Source organism: Bradyrhizobium septentrionale (assembly GCF_011516645.4).
GTDB classification, from domain to species: domain Bacteria; phylum Pseudomonadota; class Alphaproteobacteria; order Rhizobiales; family Xanthobacteraceae; genus Bradyrhizobium; species Bradyrhizobium septentrionale.
Genome location: NZ_CP088285.1, coordinates 106,790 through 129,171, shown reverse-complemented (window position 1 = coordinate 129,171; position 22,382 = coordinate 106,790). Strand labels below are relative to the sequence as shown.

The following is a 22,382-nucleotide window of genomic DNA, read 5'->3' as shown; positions in this document are numbered from 1 at the left end:
AGCGCGCGGACAATCAATCAACGGACGTCCCGCAGCAAACGACGGGCGCCGAGAGGGAAACAGGGAGGCATCACATGGCCATTTCACGCCGTGACGTTTTATTGGGCAGCGCCGGCGCATTGGGCGCCGCATCATTCTCCTTCCCGGCTCCCGCGATCGCACAATCGGAACCGATCAAGATCGGTTGTCTCGCGGCAATCACCGGCCCGAGCTCGGCGCCGACCGTCGGCTTCAACCGCGGCGTCAATTTCGCGGTCGACGCCATCAACGGCGCCGGCGGGGTGAAAGGCCGCAAGATCGAGCTGGTGATGCGCGACACCCAGGGCGATCCGACCAAGGCGGTCAACGCCACCCAGGAGTTGATCAGCCAGGCCAAGGTTCATGCGATCTGGGGCCCGCTGAATTCGGGCGAGGCGCTGGCGACGACGCCGATCATGGCGCGCGCCAAGATGCCCGACCTGCACCCCTGCGTCGTCGAGACCCTGATCGATCCGGTCAAGTTCCCCAATGCGTTCCGCATCGCGCCGTCGAACAATCAATGGGACGATGCCGTGCGCAATTACTGCCTGAAGATCCTCAAGGTGAAGAAGGTCGCCGTGATCGGCGACACCACCGGCTATGGCGTCACCGCGGTCGGCGCGTCGGTCGCGGCCTTCAAGAAGGACGGCGCCGAGGTGGCCTATCAGGCCAATATCGACGCCACCCAGCCCGACATGACGCCGGACATGCTGCGCGCCAAGAATGCCGGCGCCGAGGCGATCGTGGTGTGGAGCGTCTCGACCGGCATGGAGGCGCGCATGTTCAACACCCGCGCCGCGATGAACTGGGACGTTCCCTTTGTCGGGCATCCCTCGATGGCCTCTGGCGAGCTTGCGAGCCTGGTTGCAAAGCCGGAGAACTGGAAGAAGGTCTATGCGATCGGCTACAAGAGCTGCAGCTATGACGGCGCCGGCAAGCTGCCGGCGAAAAGTGCGGACCTGGTCGCGCGCCTGACCAAGGCCAATGTCGCGCTGAACGACACGCTGCTGTGGTGGATCGCGGGCGGCATCGATTGCATCGAGCTGATCGCCAAGGCGGTCGCGGAAAGCGGCTCGACCGACAGCGCCGGCATCATCAGCTACTGGAATTCGCTGTCGACCTATCCCGGCTATTTCGGCAATTACCGCTTCTCGCCGAGCCAGCATAACGGCTATTTGACCGAAGAGATCGTGATGTCGGAAGCCTCGACCGCCAAGGACGGCACCTTCGCGCTGGCGCCGGGGTACACATAGCAGGGCGAGGGCGCAGCCGATGCTGGCCTCGATCCTTGCATCCGGTCTCGCGGCGGGCGCGATCTACGCGCTGGTCGGCGTCACCTACAACACAATGTTCTCGACCTCGCGGGTGATGAGCTTCACTGCCGGCCAGCTTGCGATGCTGGGCGGCGTGTTCGGCTCGATGTTCACGCTGAAGCTCGGGCTGCCGATCGCCGTCGGCTTCGTGCTGACGCTGCTCTGCTGTGCCGTGATCGGGATCATCACTGAATTCGTTGCGGTGCGGCCGGTGCTCAAGAGCCTCGACCAGCATCTTTACGTGCTCTCGACCCTGGCGGTCGCGCTGATGATCCAGCAGGTCACGGCGATCAAATGGGGCACCGAGCCGCAGCCGTTCCCGCGCATCGTAGGATTCGGCGAGGGCGTGCTTGATGAAAAGTTCTGGCTGCCGGTCGCCGCCTGCGCCGTCACCATCATCGGCCTTGAATATCTCTACCGCCGCACGCTGGTCGGCCGCGCCTTCCTCGCGATCGCGGAGGACAATTTCGCGGCACGGGCGCTCGGCCTGCCTGAGCGCAATCTGCGCGTCGCGAGCTATGCGCTCGCCGGCGTGGTCGGAGGCATCGCCGGATTTTCCGGCGGGCAGCTGCTGCTCGCCTTCTTCGCAAATGGCGCGCTGTTGAATTTCTACGGCTTCGTGCCGGTGGCGCTCGGCGGGCTCGGTAACAACCGAGGCGCGATCATCGGCGGGCTGGCGCTCGGCCTGTTCCAGCAGGCGGCGAACTTCCTGGTCGGCGGCATCTTCTCCTCGGTCGCGGTGTTCACGCTGTTCATCGTGGTGCTGCTCGCGGCGCCCCAGGGGCTGTTCGGCGCCTCGACCGCGCGGAGGGTGTGATGACGTCGGTCGCCGCCGCTCCGTCCCGAATCGAGAGCGGCGCATGGCGCGCCGCGCTGCCGCACCTCCTGCCGTTCCTCGGCATTCTCGTGCTGGCCTTGCTGCTGCCTTTCGTCAGCAATGATTACTGGGTGCTGATCGGCACCCGCGCGGCGATCTACTGGGTGCTGGTGTCGGGCCTCAACCTGGTGGTCGGCTTTGCCGGCCATCTTGCGATCGGCTATGTCGCGCTGCTGACGCTCGGCGCCTACACCACCAGCGTGCTGGTCGCCGGCAATGTGATGCCGGTGATTCCGGTGTTTGCCGCTTTGCCGGTCGCAGGCCTCATCGGCGCGATCTTCGGCGTGATCGTCGGCCTGCCGGCCCTGCGCCTGCGCACCTTCTACTTTGCGATGTCGACGTTGGGCTTTGCGACCATCGTGACCCAGATCGCGCTGGCCTGGCAGAGCGTGACCGGCGGCGGCATCGGCATTGCCGGACCGGAATTCCCGGCGCCGTTCAACACACCGTGGGGGTTCTACGGCCTCTGTATCGCTTTCGCGGTCATCACCACCTGGATGAGCGCCAATGTCGCGCGCAGCCGCTTCGGCCGGGCGCTGATCGCGGTGCGCGATGCCGAGGTGGCCGCCGAAGCCAGCGGCATCTCCAAGCCGAAGATGCTGATCGCGATCTTCCTGTTCGCTGGGGCGCTGGCGGCGATCGCCGGCGGATTGTTCGCGACCTTGCAGACCTACATCACGCCCGACGCGTTCACCTTCGATCTCTCGGTGCTGTTCTTCATCGCGATCCTGATCGGGGGCCGCGGCTCGATCCTCGGCCCGATGCTCGGCACCATTATCCTGACCATCCTGCCCGAGATCGCGGCGCCGCTCGCGGCGTGGTCGACCTTCCTCTATGCGGTGCTGCTGCTCGTGATCGTGCTGGTGATGCCGGGCGGCATCGCGGCGCTGCTCGATTTCCGCAACCGCAGTCCGCTTGCCAGCAACCGCGCCATCGTGCCGCGCCCGGCCGCGCTCGCCGCCATCGTGCGCCGGCGCGACGGCGGCAAGACGCTGCAGCTGCGCGGCATCGCGCTGAGCTTCGGCAATGTGAAGGCGATCGACGGTCTCGACCTCGACGTCGCGCCCGGGCAGATCCATGGCCTGATCGGGCCGAACGGCAGCGGCAAGACCACGACGCTGAACGTGATCTCGGGCTACTATGCCGCGAAGGCCGGCAGCATGACGCTCGGCGATGCGGTGCTTACCGCGGGCCAGCCGGTGATGCGGGCCGCCTGCGGCATCGCGCGCACCTTCCAGACCCCGCGCGTGATCGGCGAAGCCTCGGTGCTGGAGAACGTCATGATCGGCGGCTCGATCGAGGGCAGGGCCAATTTCGTCGAGGCGATGCTGGCGCTGCCGCGCAACGGTGCCGATGAACGTCTGCTCGCCGCCAAGGCGCGGGCACTGCTCGGCGTGGTTGGCCTCGAGGCGCTTGCCGATGTGCGCGCCGACCGTCTGCAGCACAGCGAGCTGCGCTTCATCGAGATCGCGCGGGCGCTGATGCTCGATCCGGATTTCCTGCTGCTCGACGAGCCGGCGGCGGGCCTCTCCAATGACGAGATCGGGCGGCTCGCGATCCTGATCAAGGCGGTCTGCGCCCGCGGCACCGGTGTGCTGCTGGTCGAGCACCATGCCGATCTGATCTTCGACATCTGCCACCAGGTCACCGTGCTCAATCTCGGCCGCACGCTGGCGGCGGGAACGCCGGCGGAGATCCGTGTCCACAAGGAGGTCGTCAGTGCCTATCTCGGCGGCTGAACCCCTGCTTAACGTGTGCGCGCTGGAATCCGGCTACGGCAAGATCCGCGTGCTGCACGGCATCGACCTGACGATCGCCGCGGGCGAGGTGGTGGCGCTGCTCGGTCCGAACGGCGCCGGCAAGACCACGCTGCTGCGCGCGATGTCGGGACTGTTGCCGGTCACGGCCGGGCAGGTCCGGTTCGGCGGACGCGACATGACCAACGCCACGCCGCGCGATGCCGCGCGTGCCGGGCTGGTGCACGTGATCGAGGGACATCGTGTGTTCACGCAGATCTCGGTCACCGACAATCTGCTGCTCGCCGGCTACGACCTGCCGCGCGCCGAACGGACTGTACGCATCGAAGAGGCGTTGGCGTTCTTCCCCGAGATCGCCGAGAAGCGCCATGAGCGCGGCGGCGCGTTGTCGGGCGGACAGCAGCAGATGCTGACCGTGGCGCAAGGCCTGGTTCGCCGCCCCCGGCTCCTGATGCTGGACGAGCCCTCGGCCGGACTGTCGCCGGTGCTGGTCGATCGTGTCCTCAATGTGATCGGCCGGCTGCGGGAGCAGGGCACCTCGGTGCTGCTGGTCGAACAATTGCTGGAGAAGGCGCTGGCCTGTGCCGACCGGGTCTACGCGCTGGTGCAGGGGGCGATCGCGCTGGAGGCGCCGACCGGCGAAAGTGACCTCGCGCACAGGCTCGAGCGCGCCTATTTCGGCTATGAAAGCTACGCGCTGGGTGCTTGAGCCCGCCTTACCCCGTGTGCTCAAAGGTAAGACTTGGCGCCGGACACCGATTCTGGCTTCATGAGGCCTCATGCGGCCGGCCCCCCGATTGTGTTAGGATGTGCCGGAGCCTGTAAACGGACGGGATCGGGAAGGTGGTGTGAATGCTGTGCCCGGCCTGTCAAGCCGAGACCCTGACCGAAGATGGCGTCTGCCGGTCGTGCGGGCTGAATTTTTCTGCCGTCTGCCCGAATTGCCGGCACCCCAATCTCGAGGCGGCGCGATTTTGCGGCGCCTGTGGTGAGCGTCTCGACCAGGCCCAGACGGTTGGCGAACGCAAGGTCGTCACCGTGATGTTTGCCGACATCGTCGGCTCCACCGAGCTGATCGGCGACAACGATCCCGAGCTTGCGCTCGATCGCCTGCCGCCCGCGCTGGCGCGGATGGGTCATGCGGTCCAGCAGTTTCACGGCACCATCATGCGCAGCATGGGCGACGGATTGATGGTGATCTTCGGTATTCCGCACGCCCAGGAAGACCATGCGCTGCGCGCCTGCCAGGCCGCGCTCGCCATGATGCAGTCGTCGCGGGACAACGGCATCGTGCTGCGCGTCGGCATCCATTCCGGCGAAATCGTCGCGGGCGTGCCCGACAAATTCACCAAGGAACAGAGCGTCTACGGCGCCGCCGTGCATCTGGCGAGCCGGCTCGAGCATATGGCCCAGCCCGGCGACATTTGCGTCACGGAGTCGACGTTCAAGCTGGTGCAGGCATCTTGCGATGCGCGTGCCCTGGGCCATCAGAACGTGAAGGGATTTCCGCGGCCTATCGGCGTCTACCGGCTGGTCGGCATGAAGCCGTCTCGCGCGCCGTTCCGCGATGCCGTCGTCGGCACCTATCGGGGGCGCGATGCCGAGCTTGCCATCCTCCAGGAGGCATTCGCCGGAGCCGAGCAGGGCGCCGGCAAGGTGATCGGAATTTCGGCGCCGCCAGGCCTCGGCAAGAGCCGCCTGTGCTTCGAACTTGCCCGCAGCGTCAAGGAACGCCTTGTGCCGGTGCAGGAGGCAAGCGCATCGCCCTACGACCATTCCGGTCCGCTGCAGCCGCTGCTGGAATTTTTCCGCAACTTCTTCCGGATCGCCTCGAGCGACGATGCGGAGACGGCGCGCGCCAAGGTCGCGGCGCGGATCGAGTCCTCGGTCCCTCACTTGATGGAAGACGTCGCGTTGCTCGCCGATTTTCTCGGCATCCGCGACACCCAATCGCCGGCGCCTGCGCTGGATCCAAAGACGCGGCATACGCGGCTCGTCAATCTCGTCGCAAGCCTCGTACGTGATGGCACGCGCACGCCGTCGGTGATCATCATCGAGGACATCCACTGGCTCGACGAGGCGAGCATCGAATTCGTCTCGGCGCTGGTGAATGTCGCGCAGGTCAGCCGCGCGCTGATCATTCTCACGTACCGGCCGACCTATCATGCGCCCTGGCAGGAGGGTCCGGGATTCCACGAAATCCGGCTCGACGAACTGCGTGACGAGGATGTCTCCGCGCTGATCAGCGACATGATCGGCGATCATCCATCCACGGCCGCAATTTCCGACCGCATCGTCGAACGAAGCGGCGGGAATCCGTTCTTCGCGGAGGAGTTGGTCCGTTCGCTGATAGACAGTGGCGATCTGACCGGCCGGCCCGGCGAATACGAGATGTCCGGGCAGGCATCGCCCGAGACGCTGCCGGCTACGGTCCAGACTGTGATTGGTGCACGCATCGACCGTCTCGCGCCGATGGACAAGGAAGTGCTGCAGGTCGGCGCCACGATCGGGCGGGAATTCCCGTTTTCAGTGCTGGCCGAAGTGGCACGCGCAAGCTACCACGATCTCGTCGGCATACTCGGCCGGTTGTCGCATCTCGAGTTGATCCAGGAGGTCGCCAGCGAGATCGAGCACGATCGATACGCGTTCCGCCATCCGCTGATCCAGGAGGTCGCCTATGCGATGCAGCTGCGCACCCGCCGCGTCGAACTGCATCAAGCGGTCGCGAGCGCGCTCGAGCGATTCTACCATAACCGGCTCGGCGAATACGCCAATCTGATCGCGTATCATTTCGAATCGGCCAAGGATTTCGGATCCGCGGCCAACTATCTGGCCCGTTCGGCGAGCTGGATCGGCACGACCAATTCGCGGCTGGGGATGAAGTCGTGGCTCAAGGTTCGGCTGTTGCTGCAATCGTTGCCGCGCTCACCGGAAACCGATCGGCTGCGCATGCACGCATCCGGTCAAGTGTTGATCCTTGGCTGGCGCGAAGGTATCAGCGCCGAAGAGGCTGCCCCGTTCTTCCGCGAGGCGTTGGCTGCCGCGCGGGACCTCAAGGACTCGCTCTGGGAGGTCCTGCTGCTCGCCGCCTTTGGCCGGGTCTCCGCCGGTACGGGCTCGGCGGACGAATATGTGAGGCAGCTGCTGGAGGCGATCGAGGTCTCCGAGGACCCGAGCATCAGGACGATGATGCAGGTGTTCCTGTGTCAGGCCTACGGCTATGCCGGCAAGCTTCGGGAAGCACTTGCGGCCGGCGAGACCGCGCTCAAGCACATTGCGAGCATCGAGAAGGCCCACGAAGCGCCGCTCGGCTTCAATGTGGAACGATGGGTTGAGGGTCTGCATGCGCGGTTGCTGGCGCGGACGGGCAGTTTCGATGTTGCGCGAGAGAGAATCGCCAAACTGGTCGCCAGCGAGAGCGGCCATCCCGATCCGGCGGTCCTGTTCATTCCGCATCATGCCGGAGTCGAGATGGCCTGGCTGACGCGGGACGAAAACCTTGCCGATCTTCACAGCCTGCGTATCGAGGAGATCGCCAGGAGAAACGACACACCCTATGTCGCGGTTTATGCGAGCGTCTGCCGCGGACTGGCGCTGTCGCTGGCGGGGGAACACGTTGCGGCGATCCAGAAGATTGAATCGGCGATCCGGCTCGCGCGGGAGGCTTTCGCCGGCCTCGAATATGAAAGCGACATGCTGGCATTCCTCGCCGAAATTCATCTGAGGAGCAACAGCCTGGCCGCGGCCTTCGGCGCCGCTGAACAGGGGATCGCGGTCGCGAGGGAGCGGCGGGCGAGGCTCGCCGAATGCCGCTCGACGCTGGTGCTGGCGCATGTGGTAAACGCGGATAGCTTGCGCTACCCGCAGTACCGGTTGAGCGAGCTGCTTGCGCGGGCCCGGCTTCTCATCGAGGAGACCGGCGCCTCACCCTATGAACGCCTGTTCCCGGTCGTGCAGTCGTCGTCCTGCGGACAAGAAGCGTGAATTCGGGCATGCCGTAATCGGCGACCGTTTCGACGTGACCGAACTGCTTGCAAAACCGGATCCAGCGCTCCGGCGCGATCCGATAAAGCCCGGTTTCGGCGCGCCCTTCGTCACGCGGCAGCATGAAGTTGACGGCGAAGCCGATCCGGCTGTGGGCCGCAAGATCGGTGAGAATCGCCTCGACATACGTTTCCCACGCCGCGACCGGATGACCGAGCCGGACGTTGAATATCCCGCTTGCCAGAGAATAGTCGGCGAGTGCGCCGCACTGCGAACCCTCGGCGAACACGGCCTGCGTGTTGCCGGCCCAGCGGGCGCGGGCGGCCGCGATCATCGCCGGCGAAATGTCGATGCCGCGATAGGTCACCTCGGCATCGCCGTGCCGCATTGCCAGGAACTCCAGCAGCGCGCCATAGCCGCAGCCGAAATCGTTCAGGCTGAATGGCTGCCCGAAATCGCACAGCTTCACGAGCTGCACGAAGCGCAGATACTGCGAGAGCACGTTCGGCCAGTCGACCCCGAGCGGGGTCGGGCCGTGACGCTCCAGTGTTCCTGAATAATAGTCGCGAACCTTGGCGTGCGGATCGAGCATCGCCGAGGTCAGGTCACTTCTTGCGCGCGCCGGCCTTCGGGCGGTCGGCGTTGATCATTGGCATCGAGATCGTGATAAAAACCAGAGAGGAAAAATTGAAGACGCGATCGCCTGAGGTCACCTTCACGACTCCCTTCGGAGACTCCGCCGGGTGCGAGGTAAAGTGCACCGACAACGGCCTGCTGCTCTCGAGATTGCCCTGCAGCGATGCGATGATCTGATCGTGTCCACTCAGCTTCGTTGCCTTGCCGTCGACCGACGCACCCGTCTTCTTCAGCAGGCCCAGAAATTTGAAAAACCCCTTGCGATCCGCATCGCCAACCGGCGCAATATTGAGCAACTTGAAGGACGTCTCCAGCGTATGTTGCGACGAGAAGACCTTGAACTCCTTCTGAAACTGGACCATTTCGGTCAGGGCTTCGCCAATAAGCCGGGAATTCATCTGTTGCAGAACGTCGGGGACGTAACTGTCGGCAACCAACCCACCCATTGTATTCCTCCTGAAAAGGCCATGATAACCCGCTTCGCGGCTTCCGGCTAGCTGTGAGCGGATGGCTATCCGATGGTACAACCACCGGTTTGCTCCGCTGTCTATGAATTGCTTCACAGAATTGACCGTGCATGATGCAAAGGCAATGCTTTTCGTGATCCGCCCCGTCCGGTTGGCTTCTTATCCATCCCATTCCACAGTGTTACCATGCGACTCCCCTTTTACTACGGCTGGATCATCGTCGCGGTGACCTTCGTTACCATGGCGATTGGCGTCAACGCGCGCACCGCGTTCTCGCTGTTCTATCCGCCGATCATCTCCGAGTTCGGCTGGGAGCGTGGTGTCACGGCGGGGGCATTCTCGTTCGGCTTCGTCGCCTCGGCGATCGCAAGCCCGCTGATCGGCCGGCTGATGGACCGCAGCGGTCCGCGCGCGGTGATGGAGCTTGGCGTGCTGCTGATGGGCTCCGGGCTGCTGCTGGCGCCGCTGACCACGCAACCTTGGCACCTCTATCTCACGATCGGCGTGCTGGTCGGCTCCGGCAGCGTCTGCCTCGGCTATTCCGGCCAGTCGCTGTTCGTACCGAACTGGTTCATCCGCCGCCGCGGGCTCGCGATCGGGCTCGCCTTCGCCGGCGTCGGCATCGGCTCGGTGACCCTGCTGCCGTGGGTGCAGCACATGATCGAGCAGACCGGCTGGCGCACCGCCTGCACCGCCATGGGAGTCGTGGTGCTGGTCGCGCTGGCGCCGATCAATTTGCTGCTGCACAAGCGGCCGGAGGACATTGGCCTGCAGCCGGACGGCGATGCCGCGCCGACGGCGACATCGGCCAGACCGGCATCGAACATCGTCGATCCGGTGTGGGCCGGCACCGACTGGACGCTGTCGCGGGCGCTGCGCACCGCGCGGTTCTGGTGGATCGCGATCGGCTATTTCTGCGGGCTGTACATCTGGTATGCGGTGCAGGTGCACCAGACCAAATTCCTGCTCGACATCGGCTTCAGCTCCAATGTCGGGGTTTGGGCACTCGGCGTCGTCAGCCTGCTCGGCATTCCCGGCCAGATCTGGCTCGGGCATCTCTCCGATCGTGTCGGCCGTGAATGGGTCTGGGCGATCGCCTGCTTCGGCTTCGTGATCTGCTTTGCCGCGCTGGCCGCGCTGAAATACTGGCCGAGCATGGCGCTGATCTATCTGATGGTCTTCACCCAGGGCGCGCTCGGCTACGGCCTGACATCGGTGATGGGGCCGGTGGTGCTGGAGATCTTCCAGGGCAGGCATTACGGCAGCATTTTCGGTACCGTGATGCTGGCGGCGCTGGCCGGCGGGGCCGCTGGTCCCTGGATCACCGGCCAGCTCTATGATCTGTCGGGCAGCTATACGAGCGCGTTCCTGCTCGGGATCGCCGTCAGCCTGCTGTCCGCCTTCGCGATCTGGCAGGCGTCGCCCGGCAAGGTGCGCGCGGTCGCCGGACAGGTGCACAAGATCGCAGGCGCGGCCTGAGCCTGCAGCCGTTTCCGTTCCGATGGAATCAGAACGGGGGCTCCAGATTCTTGTTTTGACGCGTTTTCTTCACGCGAACCGGTAGCCACTTCGCTCGAAAACGCTCTAGCGGGCGGACGAAACGCCGATCGCCCGCTGCAGATCGGTGATCGCGCGCAGGAAGCTGTCCGCCGGCGTGGTCTCCGGATCGATCAGGCGGTGCAGCCGGAAACCGTCCTCCAGCGCCAGCACGATCGCGCCGGTCCATTCCGGGTTGAGCGCGCCGTTCCGGCCGCCATTCTTCACCGTGGCGGTGACGATATCCGCGATCAGCTTGCGCCGCGCGCGCAGCCGCTTTGCCAGTTCGGGCCGCCGCTTTTCGGCGCGTGCGACAAACAGGATCATCTCCATGTGCAGGAGCGGGGAGCGGCCGAGCGGGTCCTGTCGGCTGCGATCCATGGTGCGGAGCGCCTCGAGGAAGTCGGCAAGGTTCTGGTGTTGGGCCAGCAGGTCGAGACATCGCCGGATCGATTGCTCGACGTGATCCTCGAGCATCGCGATGATCAACTCGTCCTTGCTCTTGAAGTTCGAATAGAAGGCGCCGCGGGTGAATCCCGCCGCGGCCGCGATCGCCTCGATGCTGGCGCCGCCGATTCCCTGTTCCTCGAACACCCGCGCCGCCGCCTCGAACAGCTTCTCGCAGGTGTCGTCCCGTGTCGGTCTGGTTCGAACCCTTGACATCGGCGCATTTTAGGGCACAATGCAACTCGATACAAGAGTGTATCGAGTTGCATTTGACGGAATCAGAATAGCCGCACCCGTGATGGTGCGGTCTTGAGGATGACACCAAGGCGCGCCAGTGTGCAGACACCGGTGCAGCGAACGAACGAGGTCACCATGAACGAGCAAGTTCAGCCGGCCAGCGGCGAGCCGCTTTTCAATCCACTCGCGCCCGAATTCATTCGCAACCCCTATCCGTATTACGAGCGGTTGCGCCGTCTCGACCCGATGCATGTCAATGTGCACGGCGCCTTCGTCGCCAGCCGTCACGCGGAGGCGAGCCTCGTGCTGCGCGACAAGCGGTTCGGCAAGGATTTTGCCGAGCGCAGCATCCGCCGTTACGGCCCGAAGATCCTGGAGGAGCCGGTCTTCCGCAGCATGAGCCACTGGATGCTGCAGCAGGACCCGCCCGACCACACCCGCCTGCGCGGCCTTGTCGTCAAGGCCTTCACCGCGCGACGCGTGGAGGACATGCGCCCCCGCATCCAGCACGTCGTCGACGAGACGCTCGACCGCATCATCCCGCAGGGCAGGATGGACCTGATCGAGGATTTTGCTTTCCGCCTCCCGGTGACGATCATCTGCGACATGCTCGGCATCCCCGAGGAGCACCGCGAAGCCTTCTACAGCGGCTCGCGCGACGGCGGCCGCATCCTCGAGCCGGTGCCGCTGACGCCCGAGGAGATCAAGCAGGGCAACGCCGCCAATGCGATGGCGGCGATGTATTTCCATCAGCTGTTCGAGCTGCGCCGCAAGCAGCCCGGCGACGACCTCACCACGCAGCTAGTGCAGGCGGAAGAGGACGGCCAGAAGCTCACCAATGAGGAGCTGACCGGCAACATCATCCTGCTGTTCGGCGCCGGCCATGAGACGACCGTGAACCTGATCGGCAACGGCCTGCTGGCGCTCTATCGCAACCCGGACCAGCTCGCGCTGCTGAAAGCCAATCCCGGCCTGATCACCAACGCGATCGAGGAGTTCCTGCGCTACGATTCCTCGGTGCAGCTGACCGGCCGCGTCGCGCTGGAGGATATCGAGGATCTCGGCGGCAAGCGCATCCCGAAGGGCGAGAGCGTGCTGTGCCTGTTGGGCTCGGCCAATCACGATCCGGCCATTTACCCCGATCACCCCGAAAAGCTCGACATCCAGCGGCCGAACGTGAAGCCGCTGTCGTTCGGCGGCGGCATCCATTTCTGCCTCGGCGCCCAGCTGGCGCGGATCGAGGCCGAGGTCGCGATCTCGACCCTGTTGCGGCGAATCCCGGATCTGCGGCTCGATGACGCGGAAAACCCGGAGTGGCGGCCGACCTTCGTGCTGCGCGGGCTGAAGCGGCTGCCGACGAGCTGGTGACAACCCGGATTTGCGGCAGGACGGCGATCCTGCCGCAATGGCCGGCGTGCACGCACGCGTGAGCGATAATCCACCTTCGCCTGACGTCGCCGCGGTAAAGCCGCTGTGACTTCGCCATACTTGTCTCTATATTTGGGCTGCTCCGGCCAAGGTTGGCCAACGGTTCAGCATCAGCAGGCTGCCGCGGAGCTGGCTCAAAGGGAGACACCGTGCAGACGACGCTGCTCGGACTGGCAATTGCCTTCATCCTTGCACTGGTCGCCGCGCTGGTCGGTCCGTATTTCGTCGACTGGAACCAGTTCAGGCCGCAGTTCGAGGCGGAGGCGAGCAAGATCATCGGCGCGCCGGTCCGCGTCGCCGGCAATCTCGACGCGCGTCTGCTGCCGGCCCCCTCGCTGCGGTTGAAAACCGTCAGCGTCGGCGGCGCAAACGACGTCGGCAAGGTCCGCGCCGCCAGCCTCGACGTCGAGTTCAGCCTGAGCTCGCTGATGCGTGCCGAGTGGCGGGCGACCGAGCTCACCGTCAATGGCGTGTCGCTGGATCTCGGGCTCGATCCGAAGGGACGGGTCGACTGGTCGCCGTCGAGCGGCACCTTCAACCTGGCTTCGCTGGCGATCGACCGCCTCAATCTGACCGGCCGCATCGCGCTGCATGACGCCGCGAGCCACGGCACGCTCGAGCTCAACGACGTCGCCTTCAGCGGTGATGTCCGCTCGCTGGCCGGCGCGATCCGCGGCGACGGCAACTTCATGTTCGACGGCAACCGCTACCCGTTTCGGATCTCGTCCGGCCAAACTCCTGATGGCAACGGCATTCGCATGCACTTCAACATCGATCCCGGGCAGCGGCCGGTCTCGGCCGATCTCGACGGCATCCTGAGCTTCGAGGCGCGTGCGCCGCGCTTCGAAGGGGCCGTGGTGCTGGCTGGCACGCCGGGCCAACGCGGCGGCGATGGGCCGCCGTGGCGGATCGCTGCCAAGCTGAAATCGGATTACTCGGCCGCCCGCCTCGACCAGGTCGAGGTGAGCTATGGCGCCGAGGACCGCGCGCTGAAGCTTGCGGGTAACGGCGATCTGCGTTTCGGCGCATCGCCGCTGCTGCGCGCCTCGCTCACCGCGCGGCAGCTCGACGGTGACAAGTTCGCCGCCAAGGATAGCAACAACGGCAATGTCGAGCCGGTGCGGGTGCTGCCGGCGATGCGCGCGGTCCTGGCGGGCTTGCCACAAATCCCGATTCCGGCGCAGCTCGAGCTGGCGTCCGAGCAGATCATGCTCGGCGGTCGTCCCTTGCAGGATATCTCGGCAGAGCTGCAATCGGATGCGAAATCCTGGACGGTGCGCCGGCTGGAATTTCGCGCCCCGGGCTCGACCCGGGTCTCGATGAGCGGCGCCAGCGCGCAAGCCGGAGTTGCCAACAGCTTCAAGACCGGGCTCAACATCGAATCGTCCGATCCCGACGCGCTGATGACCTGGCTGCAGGGGCGGGGCGATATTGCCTATCGCAACCAGAAGCCGCTACGGCTGCGCGGCGACGTCACGGTGTCCCCGGCCGGTTTTGCGATCGATGCGATGAAGGCGGAGATCGACGGCGGCACGGTCGAGGGCCGCGTTGCGGTCGCGCATCGCGAGGCAACCAGCGGATCGAAGGTCGAGGCGCAGTTGAAGGCGGAGCGGCTCGATCTCGATGCGACCGCTTCCTTCATCCGCGCGCTGGCCGGACCGCAAGCCGAATGGCCCGACGAGGCGCAGCTGTCGCTCGATGTCGGGCGCGCGATCTCCTCCGGGCAGGAATTGCGGCCGCTGCTGGCGAAGGTCGCCTATACTCCGAAGGATATCGTGCTCGAGCGCGTGAAGGTCGGACAGCCCGATAATTTCACGCTCGACGGCAGCGGCAATTTCGACCGCGCCAATGCGACCGGCAAGCTCACGGTCGATGCGACAGCTGCGTCGCTTGGCCGGCTTGCCGCTGTCGTGCAGCCGTTGGCGCCGGCGCTCGCCGCGCGGCTCGGCGTGCTGCGCGCGGATGCCGGCCCCGTCCGCGCCAGGCTTGCGCTCGACCTCGGCAAGGGCAAGGCGGCCGATCGCGTCAGCGCGCGTGCGGCGCTCGATCTCGACACGCCGCAGCTCAAGGGCAATACGGTGATTTCGGCGACGCCCCAGGTCGCTGCGATCCGTGCGCTGGATTTCGACGCGCTGACCCGTAGCGATGTTGCCGCCGAGGCAAGATTCTCCACCGGCGAGGGCAATGTCTTGCTCGCGCTGCTCGGGCTTGACCGCGCGGTCGCAGCCGGCGCGGGCCCGGTGCAGATCGAGGGCACGGTGAGCGGCGCGTGGCGTGCACAATTGCGGCTCAAGGTCAGGCTCTGGGGTGCGGGGCTCGACGCCGACGCTGACGGGACCGCGGAACCGTGGGCCAGAGAAGCCACCAAGGAAGCCAGCAAGGAAGCCACCAAGGAGCCCGCCAGGGACGCCAAATCGAGCGTCAGCCTGCGCGTCCGCAGCGCCGACATCAGTCCGCTGCTCAATCTGAAATCATCCGACCCGGTCGCAAGCATCCGCCTGTCGTCGCGTGTGACGCTCGCAGGCGACCGGCTGACCTTCGATGATCTCGACAGCATCGTTGCCGGTTCGCGGCTGCGTGGCCGCCTCGCGCTGACGCTTGCCGATCAGAAGAGCGTCGAAGGTGAAATCGGCCTCGATCGGATCACGCTGGCGCCGATATTCGCGACTGTGATCGGTGCCGCCGGGCACGATGCGACGGAGCCGCTCGGTGCGGGGCTCACCGGAGCCTGGCGCGGCAAGGTCACGTTCGAAGCGCTGCATGGCCTGCTGCCAGGCGGCGCCGAGCTGCAGCCGGTCAGCGGCACCATCAGGTCGGACGGACAGTCGCTGACCTTCGACGGCATCAAGGGCAAGATCGGCGGCGGCGAAGCGACCGCCACCATCGATGTGCGACAGGGCGGCAGCGGACTAGCGCTCAATGCAAACGTGCAGCTGTCGGGCGTCGACGCTTCGGCCTTGCGCTACCGCAGTCTCGCGATGCCCAAGGGACGCGCCTCGATGCAGATGACGCTGTTGACGCAGGGCCGCAGCGCCGCGGCCTTGACGGGCGCGTTGTCCGGCAGCGGCACCGTGACGCTGGAGGGGTTGAACCTTCCGGGTCTCGATCCGCGCGCATTCGACACAGCGATCCGCGCCAGCGATTCCGGGCAGGCGACCGACGACACGCGGTTGAGGCAGATCGTCGAACCCGTGCTCGCAGCCGGTGCGCTGTCGATCGCCTCGGCGCAAATTCCCTTCAACATCCGCGACGGCCGCATCCGCGTCGCGGCCACCACGCTTGCGGCCAACGGCGCCAACGCCATCGTGTCCGGCGGCTACGACATTCCGGCCGACCAGGCCGACATCCGCGCCGCACTGGCATCGACGCAGGTTGGCACGGCCACTAGCCGCCCGGAAATCCAGCTGCTTGCGGTCGGCACCCCTGATGGATTGTCGCGCAGCATCGACATTGCGGCGCTGTCGTCATGGCTTGCGGTGCGCGCGATCGATCGCGAGACCAAGCGGCTCGACGCGATCGAGCGCGGCGAACCGGTGCCGCCACCGATCCCGGCGGCTGTTCCGCCACCGGCCGGGCCGGCGCCGGATGCGTCCAACCCTTCCGCGATGTCTCCTGCGGACGCGCTGGTGCCCGGCCGCGATCCGCGCCGTGTGCCGGCGAAGCCGAAGATCGTGGCGCCAAGACCGTCAATCACCCCGTCGATCATCCCGCCGATCGTGCCGCCGGTCGCCACCGCGCCCTCTGTCGTGCCGCCTGCGCCGGTTGCGAGCCAGCCGCAGGTTGCGCCGCTGCCGCCGCCGATCGAGGTCAAGCCGCTGCCCGGCGCAGTCAGGCCGAAGCCGCTACGGCCGCCGCTGTCGCTGACGCCGCAGGTTGCCAATCCGCCACCGCGGCCGGCGTTGCAGAACTAGAGCATGATCCGGAAAAGTGCGAAGCGGTTTTCCGAGAAGATCATGCTCAAACAAGGGCCAAGTGCGATAACAATTCAACCAACCTTCATCGCGCTCTAGAAGCGCTTTCAAGCGAAGTTGAATGCCGGTTCGCGTGACGAAAACGCGTCAAGCGACGCGCTGGCTTACGATTGGTGCTGGAGAATATTGATCAGCCTGCCGAAGGGATCGCGGACGAAGAAGCGCCGCACGCCCCACGGCTCGTCGGTCGGTCCGTATTCGATCGCAACCCCCGCCGCCTGCATGCGCCGCAGCGCCTCAGCGAGATCATCGACCTCAATCGAAAGATCGGGCACCGGCATGCCCGAGCCACCTTCGGACGCGAAGCTGATTTGAACCTGCATCGTTTCGGATGAGCCGTAAGTCGCAACCCAACCGAAATCCATCAGCGACTCGAGGCCAAGGATGTCCCGATAGAACGACTTCGCCGCCGCGATGTCTGACGCGGCAACGTTCGCGACGATGCGATTGACCTTCATGCTGAAGCTCGCTCAGCGAGCGACCGTCTGCGACGGTCGGAGAGGTCGTCAGGCCTGCTGACGCGTGTCGACCTGTTGCGGCCTGACATCCGTCGGCACGGCCGGCGTGGCGCGCGAGCGGAAGTAGTCGAGCACGAACAGCCGGATCGCCGAGGACAGATTGCCCTGCTGACGGTTGTTGTCGATCTCGCCGACCAATTCCGACAGCGTCATGTTCCGCAGTCCGGAAATTTCCTTCATGCCGTTCCAAAAGGCTTCTTCGAGGCTGACGCTGGTCTTGTGCCCGGCGACGACGATCGAGCGCTTAACAACGGGAGACTTCATGATGCGTCTCCGCTTTCGATGCGATGCTGATCGAGTTGTCGCGCGCTACGCTCGTCGAGAAATTCGTCGCGTGTGCGTTCGGACTTGGTGCGACCGAATAGCGCACGATTGGCTTCGGCCTGCTTTGCCGCTTGTTCGCGCTCACCGCGCTTCTTGAATCGTTTCAGGTTGACCACGTCGCCCATGCTCGTCGTCCTTATCGTCCCCACAGCGGACTTGGTGATGCATCGTGACGAAAGCAAGAGCGATCGCGCTGCGCGCCCGGTTCGATATTCATCCCGAATCCCCATTTGATGCCTCTGATAGCATCAAAGAATCCGTTTCGCTCTGCGAAAACTAGACGTCTGTACCACGCGCCAGCGCAGGGCTGATAGGTAAGCAGCCTTAGTCTTTAGGCGTTATGATTCATAATTATATCACGCGCGCTGACCGTAATTATCCGGACATTGCGCGAGCTGCGCGTATCGGGCGGGCGAGCACCGAAGGGGCGCTCGCCCGTGCTCGCTTTAGCCCGGGTGTGTCATTTTGTCCGGCTGCACGAGGCGATCAAATTCATCTGCGGAAACAAATCCAAGCCGCAAAGCCTCTTCCTTCAACGTCGTTCCGCGCGCGTGCGCCGTCTTGGCGACCTTGGCCGCATTGTCGTAACCGATCTTCGGCGCGAGCGCCGTCACCAGCATCAGCGAGCGCTGCATCAGTTCGTTGATGCGCTTTTCGTCGGCGCGTATTCCGACAACGCAATGCTCAGTAAATGAGCGGACAACATCAGACAGCAGTTGAATGGAATTTATCATACAATATGCCAAAACGGGCTTGTACACGTTCAGCTCGAAATGGCCCTGGCTGCCGGCGACGGTGATCGTGGTCTGATTGCCGAACACCTGGCAGCAGACCATGGTCATGGCTTCGCACTGGGTCGGGTTGACCTTGCCCGGCATGATCGACGAGCCCGGCTCGTTCTCGGGCAGGATCAATTCGCCGAGGCCGGAGCGCGGGCCGGAGCCGAGGAAGCGGATGTCGTTGGCGATCTTGAACAGGCCGGTCGCCACCGAATTGATTGCGCCGTGCACCAGCACATAGGCGTCGTTGGAAGCCAGCGCCTCGAACTTGTTTGCCGCGCTGGTGAACGGCAGCTTGGTGATCTCGGCGACATGCCTCGCGAAAGCGCCGGCGAATTCCGGCTTCGAGTTGAGGCCGGTGCCGACGGCGGTGCCGCCCTGCGCCAGCGGAAACAGCTCCTTCACCGCAACGTGCAGCCGCGCGATGCCGCTCTCGACCTGCGCGGCGTAGCCGGAGAATTCCTGGCCGAGCGTCAGCGGTGTTGCGTCCTGGGTATGCGTGCGTCCGATCTTGACGATCTTGGCGAACGTCTCCTGCTTCTGGTGCAGCGCCTGATGCAACTCGGTGAGGGAGGGGATCAGGTCGGCGATGATGCGGCTTGCGGCTGCGATGTGCATCGCGGTCGGAAACGAGTCGTTCGACGACTGGCTCATGTTGACGTGATCGTTCGGATGGATCGGCTGCTTGGCGCCGAGCTCGCCGCCGAGCATCTGGTTGGCGCGGTTGGCGATCACCTCGTTCACATTCATGTTGGTCTGCGTGCCCGAACCGGTCTGAAACACGACCAGCGGAAAATGATCGTCGAGCTTGCCGTCGATCACTTCCTTGGCGGCGCTGATGATGGCGTCGGCGAGGCGTGCATCGAGCTGGCCGAGGTCGCGATTGGTTTCGGCCGCCGCGAGCTTGACGATACCGAGCGCGTGGATGATCGCGATCGGCATCCGGTCGTGGCCGATCTTGAAATTCTGCCGCGAGCGTTCGGTCTGCGCGCCCCAGTAGCGATCGGCGGGGACGTCGATCGGACCGAAGCTGTCGGTCTCGCTGCGGCTGGCGGCGCTGGATGGTGTCGTCGATTGAGCCATGGATGCTCTCCGTTGCGTCATCAGAACGTGAACCAGCGCGGCGCCGGTTCTCCCGCGCGGCGACCCGATGCGTCGGCGCGGAGGCACGTTCATGCCGAAGATAATCCGGGATGACGATCGGTCATCCCGGTCCTGGCAGGCATCCTACAAGGTCGCGGAGCGATCGGTGTTTAGATTATTTCTTGCGGAAACGATCGAGACGCACGACCTCGGCGCCTTCGCTGGGCTTCGCGGGCTCCTGCTCGGTCTCGGCCGTCTCGGTCTCGACCGCCGCGCGGGCGGCAGGCGCGGGGAGGGGAGAAGCCGGCGCCGTGGCGGGCGGCTCTTCGGACAACGCGTCCGAGACATCGAATCGCAGATCGAACGGCGCGGACGGATCGAGGAAGCGCGTCACCGCGGCAAACGGCACGGTCAGCCGCTCCGGAATGCCGCCGAACGAAAGGCCGACCTCGAAGCGATCCTCGGTGACCACCAGATCCCAGAACTGGTGCTGCAGGATGATCGTCATCTCTTCCGGATATTGCGCGAGCAGCCGCGTCGACAGCTTCACGCCGTCGCCATGCGACAGGAAGGTGATGTAGAAATGGTGCTCGCCCGGCAGGCCATGTTCGGCGGCGTCGGACAACACCCGGCGCAGCACCCCGCGCAGCGCATCGCGCGCCAGCACGTCATATCGGATGTGATCGGTCGCCATCGTAATCCTGTCGCTTCGAAAATTGGCCGGTAGGCATCGCCGGACCGTCCGACTCGCCCTTTTGGCCATGCTACCCCGCCGGGAGCCGGAAATCAGCAGGGTGGGTGGCTGAAATACGGGCGCACGCCCGATCGGAAAAATAAAGTGGAGGCTTCTGTTGCCAGGTGCCTCCGAACCCCGCCTAACGGAGCTTAACCCGTTAGGACTTTAAGATGGTCTTTCAAACTGCGTTACGCAGCCTGAGCAACCGGAGCAAAGTTGTCGTTGGCAACTATTGCATTAGCCCGATAACGGCGGAACCATACCGAGAAAAAACACGCCCTTTACGCCCTCGTCGATCCTATTTCGCCCCCGCCAAAAGCCACCCATGATGGGTTTTGGTGGAGGCGCCGGGTACCGCCCCCGGGTCCGAATGGTTTATTGCGACGGCCATTTATTTCCATAGCCGGCGAACCGGCACCGCCAATATAGGCGGCGCGGACGGAGAAAAACAGAGCCGATTCAGGCTTGTTCAGGTGTGAAAACACGCCGATTTGGCTTGGCCGGGGTCCGCCAGCCGCTTTAGATTTCGCGCATGCCCCCGGAATCCCCGCCGGTCGCCGCCCCAGCGCCGGCTCCCTCCACGCCATCGCCGCCCCACCAGCCCGGCCTGCTCGAGCTGTTCCTGGCCTTTGCCAAGATGTCGCTGGCCGGTTTTGGCGGGGTTTTGGTCTGGGCCCGGCGCTCGATCGTCGAGCATCACCGCTGGATGACGGCGGAGGAGTTCAACGAGACCTTCGCGCTGTGCCATTTCCTGCCAGGTCCGAACATCGTCAACCTGTCGGTCGTGTTCGGCGCACGGTTTCGCGGCGTTGCCGGCGGGCTCGCGGCCTTCGCCGGGCTGGTCGGCCCGCCGATGGTGATCGCGACCGTCCTTGCCGCGCTCTACGCCCGCTACGGCGATATCGACGTCCTGGGCCGGACGCTCGCCGGCGTGGCCTGTGCCGCGGTCGGGCTGCTGTTCGCCGTCGTCCTCAAGATGATGATGCCGCTGTTGCAGCGGCGCGATGTCACAGGCCTGGTCATTCTGGCGGCGGTTTTCGTCGCGATCGGACTGATCCGGTGGCCGCTGCAGATCGTGCTGCTGGTGGCGATCCCGCACAGCATTGCGATCACGATCCTGACACGCCGCATGGTGAAGGCATGAGCCCGGAGCCCAACCCGATCGCGGCGCTGCTCTGGACCTTCGGCCTGATGTCGCTGTTTGCGGTCGGCGGGGCCAATTCGGCTATACCCGAAATGCACCGTGCAGCCGTCGACGTCCATCACTGGCTGACCGACAAGCAGTTCGCCGACGTGTTCGCGATCTCGCAGCTCTCGCCGGGGCCGAACGTGCTGATCGTGACGCTGATAGGCTATTCTGTCGCAGGCGTCGCCGGGGCGTTGGCCGCAACGGTGGCGATGTGTGGGCCGACCGCTTTGCTTGCCTATTATGTAAGCCGTTTCCTCGATCGCTCGCGCGGTGCACGCTGGCCGGCGATCATTCAGGCGGCACTGGTTCCGCTGTCGATCGGCCTGATGGCCGCCTCCGGCCTGATCGTGGCGCAGACATCAGACCAAAGTTGGATCGCGGTTCTGATCACCATTGTCGCGGCAGCGCTTGCGTTTGCGACGCGGATCAACCCCTTGTGGATGTTGCTTGCCGGCGGCCTCTTGGGTTTTGCTGGCGTTATCTGACGAAAATCGCTAGCAAGGCTTGCGGTCAACGCACCGCAAGCAAAGCCATTCAATCAAAACGGGCGGGACAGCCCTGACGGGGGAAGCGAAGTCATGAGCGATACGCCGAGCGAGGCGCCGGTCAAATCGATCTTGCCGAAATGGGTACGCGGTCCGCAGGACTTTGTCGGCGGTCTCGCCATGATGGCGGTGGCGCTGTTTGCCTTGTGGGCCTCGAGCGATTTGCAAGGCATGCATGGATTTTCGTTCGGCGCCGGAACCGCGCCGCGCATGTTTGCCGTGCTGCTGTTGCTGCTCGGCGGCGCCGTCGCGCTGATGGGACTCCTGCAGGACGGCCCGCATATCGCGGCCTATTCCTGGCGCGGCCCGCTGTTCGTATCCGCGGCCATCGTGTTCTTCGCCGTGGCGATCCGTCCGCTCGGGCTCGTCGTCTCGGCCTTTGCCGCCTTCCTCATCGCAGCGCTTGGCTCGCATGAGACAAGATGGATCGAAGCGATCATCGTCGGCGGCTGTCTGACGCTCGGCTGCGCGCTGCTGTTTCCTTATGTGCTGGGACTTCCAATGCCGATGTTCCCGCGTTTCCTGATTCAGTGAGGG

General features: G+C 64.9%; 19 protein-coding genes and 1 other RNA gene. 11 read left to right on the top strand and 9 right to left on the bottom strand.

Features of this window, described 5'->3' with window-relative positions; genetic code table 11:
* The first annotated feature begins 74 nt into the window (after nt 1-74).
* From HAP48_RS02560 to HAP48_RS02540, 5 genes are all read left to right on the top strand, one after another.
* Complete coding sequence (locus tag HAP48_RS02560; protein WP_224496887.1) at nt 75-1,271, top strand: ABC transporter substrate-binding protein; 1,197 nt, start codon at nt 75-77, stop codon at nt 1,269-1,271.
* A 19-nt stretch (nt 1,272-1,290) separates the two neighbouring features.
* Nucleotides 1,291-2,148, top strand: coding sequence for a branched-chain amino acid ABC transporter permease (locus HAP48_RS02555; RefSeq protein ID WP_166215022.1), 858 nt, complete (start codon nt 1,291-1,293; stop codon nt 2,146-2,148).
* Nucleotides 2,148-3,947: a branched-chain amino acid ABC transporter ATP-binding protein/permease gene (locus HAP48_RS02550; RefSeq protein WP_166215024.1), complete on the top strand. Its 1,800-nt coding sequence runs from the start codon at nt 2,148-2,150 to the stop codon at nt 3,945-3,947. The genes HAP48_RS02555 and HAP48_RS02550 overlap by 1 nt, the downstream gene beginning before the upstream one ends.
* Nucleotides 3,928-4,674 carry an ABC transporter ATP-binding protein gene (locus HAP48_RS02545; protein ID WP_166215026.1) on the top strand — a complete coding sequence of 249 codons (747 nt, stop codon included), beginning with the start codon at nt 3,928-3,930 and terminating at the stop codon, nt 4,672-4,674. The genes HAP48_RS02550 and HAP48_RS02545 overlap by 20 nt, the downstream gene beginning before the upstream one ends.
* A 143-nt stretch (nt 4,675-4,817) precedes the next feature.
* The gene (locus HAP48_RS02540; protein ID WP_166215028.1) at nt 4,818-7,949 is read left to right on the top strand and encodes an adenylate/guanylate cyclase domain-containing protein; all 3,132 of its coding nucleotides are present in this window, start codon (nt 4,818-4,820) and stop codon (nt 7,947-7,949) included.
* On the opposite strand, the gene HAP48_RS02535 is transcribed toward HAP48_RS02540, so the two are convergent.
* A complete protein-coding gene (locus HAP48_RS02535) occupies nt 7,870-8,541 on the bottom strand; it encodes a class I SAM-dependent methyltransferase (RefSeq protein ID WP_166215030.1) in 672 nt (223 codons plus the stop codon). The two genes, HAP48_RS02540 and HAP48_RS02535, sit on opposite strands and share 80 nt — an antisense overlap.
* Before the next feature lie 13 nt (nt 8,542-8,554).
* Nucleotides 8,555-9,031 (bottom strand): hypothetical protein, encoded by a 477-nt coding sequence (locus HAP48_RS02530; RefSeq protein WP_166215032.1) that lies wholly within the window; start codon nt 9,029-9,031, stop codon nt 8,555-8,557.
* Between the two features lie 207 nt (nt 9,032-9,238).
* Here HAP48_RS02530 and HAP48_RS02525 point away from each other — a divergent pair, with 207 nt between their 5' ends.
* Complete coding sequence (locus HAP48_RS02525) at nt 9,239-10,531, top strand: MFS transporter (RefSeq protein WP_166215034.1); 1,293 nt, start codon at nt 9,239-9,241, stop codon at nt 10,529-10,531.
* A gap of 105 nt (nt 10,532-10,636) precedes the next feature.
* Here HAP48_RS02525 and HAP48_RS02520 read toward each other — a convergent pair whose 3' ends face one another.
* Nucleotides 10,637-11,251, bottom strand: coding sequence for a TetR/AcrR family transcriptional regulator (locus HAP48_RS02520; RefSeq protein ID WP_166215037.1), 615 nt, complete (start codon nt 11,249-11,251; stop codon nt 10,637-10,639).
* Nucleotides 11,252-11,407: 156 nt separating this feature from the next.
* Here HAP48_RS02520 and HAP48_RS02515 point away from each other — a divergent pair, with 156 nt between their 5' ends.
* Together HAP48_RS02515 and HAP48_RS02510 are read left to right on the top strand one after the other, a co-directional pair.
* Entirely contained in the window at nt 11,408-12,640 is a 1,233-nt protein-coding gene (locus tag HAP48_RS02515; protein ID WP_166215039.1) for a cytochrome P450, read from the top strand.
* A 209-nt stretch (nt 12,641-12,849) separates the two neighbouring features.
* Complete coding sequence (locus HAP48_RS02510; protein WP_166215041.1) at nt 12,850-16,611, top strand: AsmA family protein; 3,762 nt, start codon at nt 12,850-12,852, stop codon at nt 16,609-16,611.
* Nucleotides 16,612-16,775: 164 nt separating this feature from the next.
* Here the strand turns inward: HAP48_RS02510 and HAP48_RS02505 are convergent, their stop codons facing one another.
* From HAP48_RS02505 to ssrA, 6 genes are all read right to left on the bottom strand, one after another.
* Complete coding sequence (locus tag HAP48_RS02505; RefSeq protein WP_166215043.1) at nt 16,776-17,129, bottom strand: VOC family protein; 354 nt, start codon at nt 17,127-17,129, stop codon at nt 16,776-16,778.
* Between the two features lie 48 nt (nt 17,130-17,177).
* Nucleotides 17,178-17,453, bottom strand: coding sequence for a ribbon-helix-helix domain-containing protein (locus HAP48_RS02500; RefSeq protein WP_024580116.1), 276 nt, complete (start codon nt 17,451-17,453; stop codon nt 17,178-17,180).
* On the bottom strand, nt 17,450-17,638 hold the full coding sequence (locus tag HAP48_RS02495) for a DUF4169 family protein (protein ID WP_166215045.1): 189 nt from the start codon (nt 17,636-17,638) through the stop codon (nt 17,450-17,452). The genes HAP48_RS02500 and HAP48_RS02495 overlap by 4 nt, the downstream gene beginning before the upstream one ends.
* A gap of 321 nt (nt 17,639-17,959) precedes the next feature.
* The gene (fumC, locus tag HAP48_RS02490) at nt 17,960-19,375 is read right to left on the bottom strand and encodes a class II fumarate hydratase (protein ID WP_166215047.1); all 1,416 of its coding nucleotides are present in this window, start codon (nt 19,373-19,375) and stop codon (nt 17,960-17,962) included.
* Nucleotides 19,376-19,550: 175 nt separating this feature from the next.
* Nucleotides 19,551-20,069 (bottom strand): SspB family protein, encoded by a 519-nt coding sequence (locus HAP48_RS02485; protein ID WP_029078846.1) that lies wholly within the window; start codon nt 20,067-20,069, stop codon nt 19,551-19,553.
* 143 nt (nt 20,070-20,212) lie between these two features.
* Nucleotides 20,213-20,566, bottom strand: a transfer-messenger RNA (tmRNA) gene (ssrA, locus tag HAP48_RS02480).
* Between the two features lie 77 nt (nt 20,567-20,643).
* On the opposite strand from ssrA, the gene HAP48_RS02475 reads away from it, so the two are divergent.
* The 3 genes from HAP48_RS02475 (at nt 20,644) to HAP48_RS02465 (ending at nt 22,379) form a co-directional block, all read left to right on the top strand.
* Nucleotides 20,644-21,255, top strand: coding sequence for a chromate transporter (locus tag HAP48_RS02475; RefSeq protein ID WP_166215049.1), 612 nt, complete (start codon nt 20,644-20,646; stop codon nt 21,253-21,255).
* Nucleotides 21,252-21,785 (top strand): chromate transporter, encoded by a 534-nt coding sequence (locus tag HAP48_RS02470; RefSeq protein WP_029078844.1) that lies wholly within the window; start codon nt 21,252-21,254, stop codon nt 21,783-21,785. The genes HAP48_RS02475 and HAP48_RS02470 overlap by 4 nt, the downstream gene beginning before the upstream one ends.
* 93 nt (nt 21,786-21,878) lie before the next feature.
* On the top strand, nt 21,879-22,379 hold the full coding sequence (locus HAP48_RS02465) for a tripartite tricarboxylate transporter TctB family protein (protein WP_166215051.1): 501 nt from the start codon (nt 21,879-21,881) through the stop codon (nt 22,377-22,379).
* Nucleotides 22,380-22,382 lie beyond the last annotated feature (3 nt).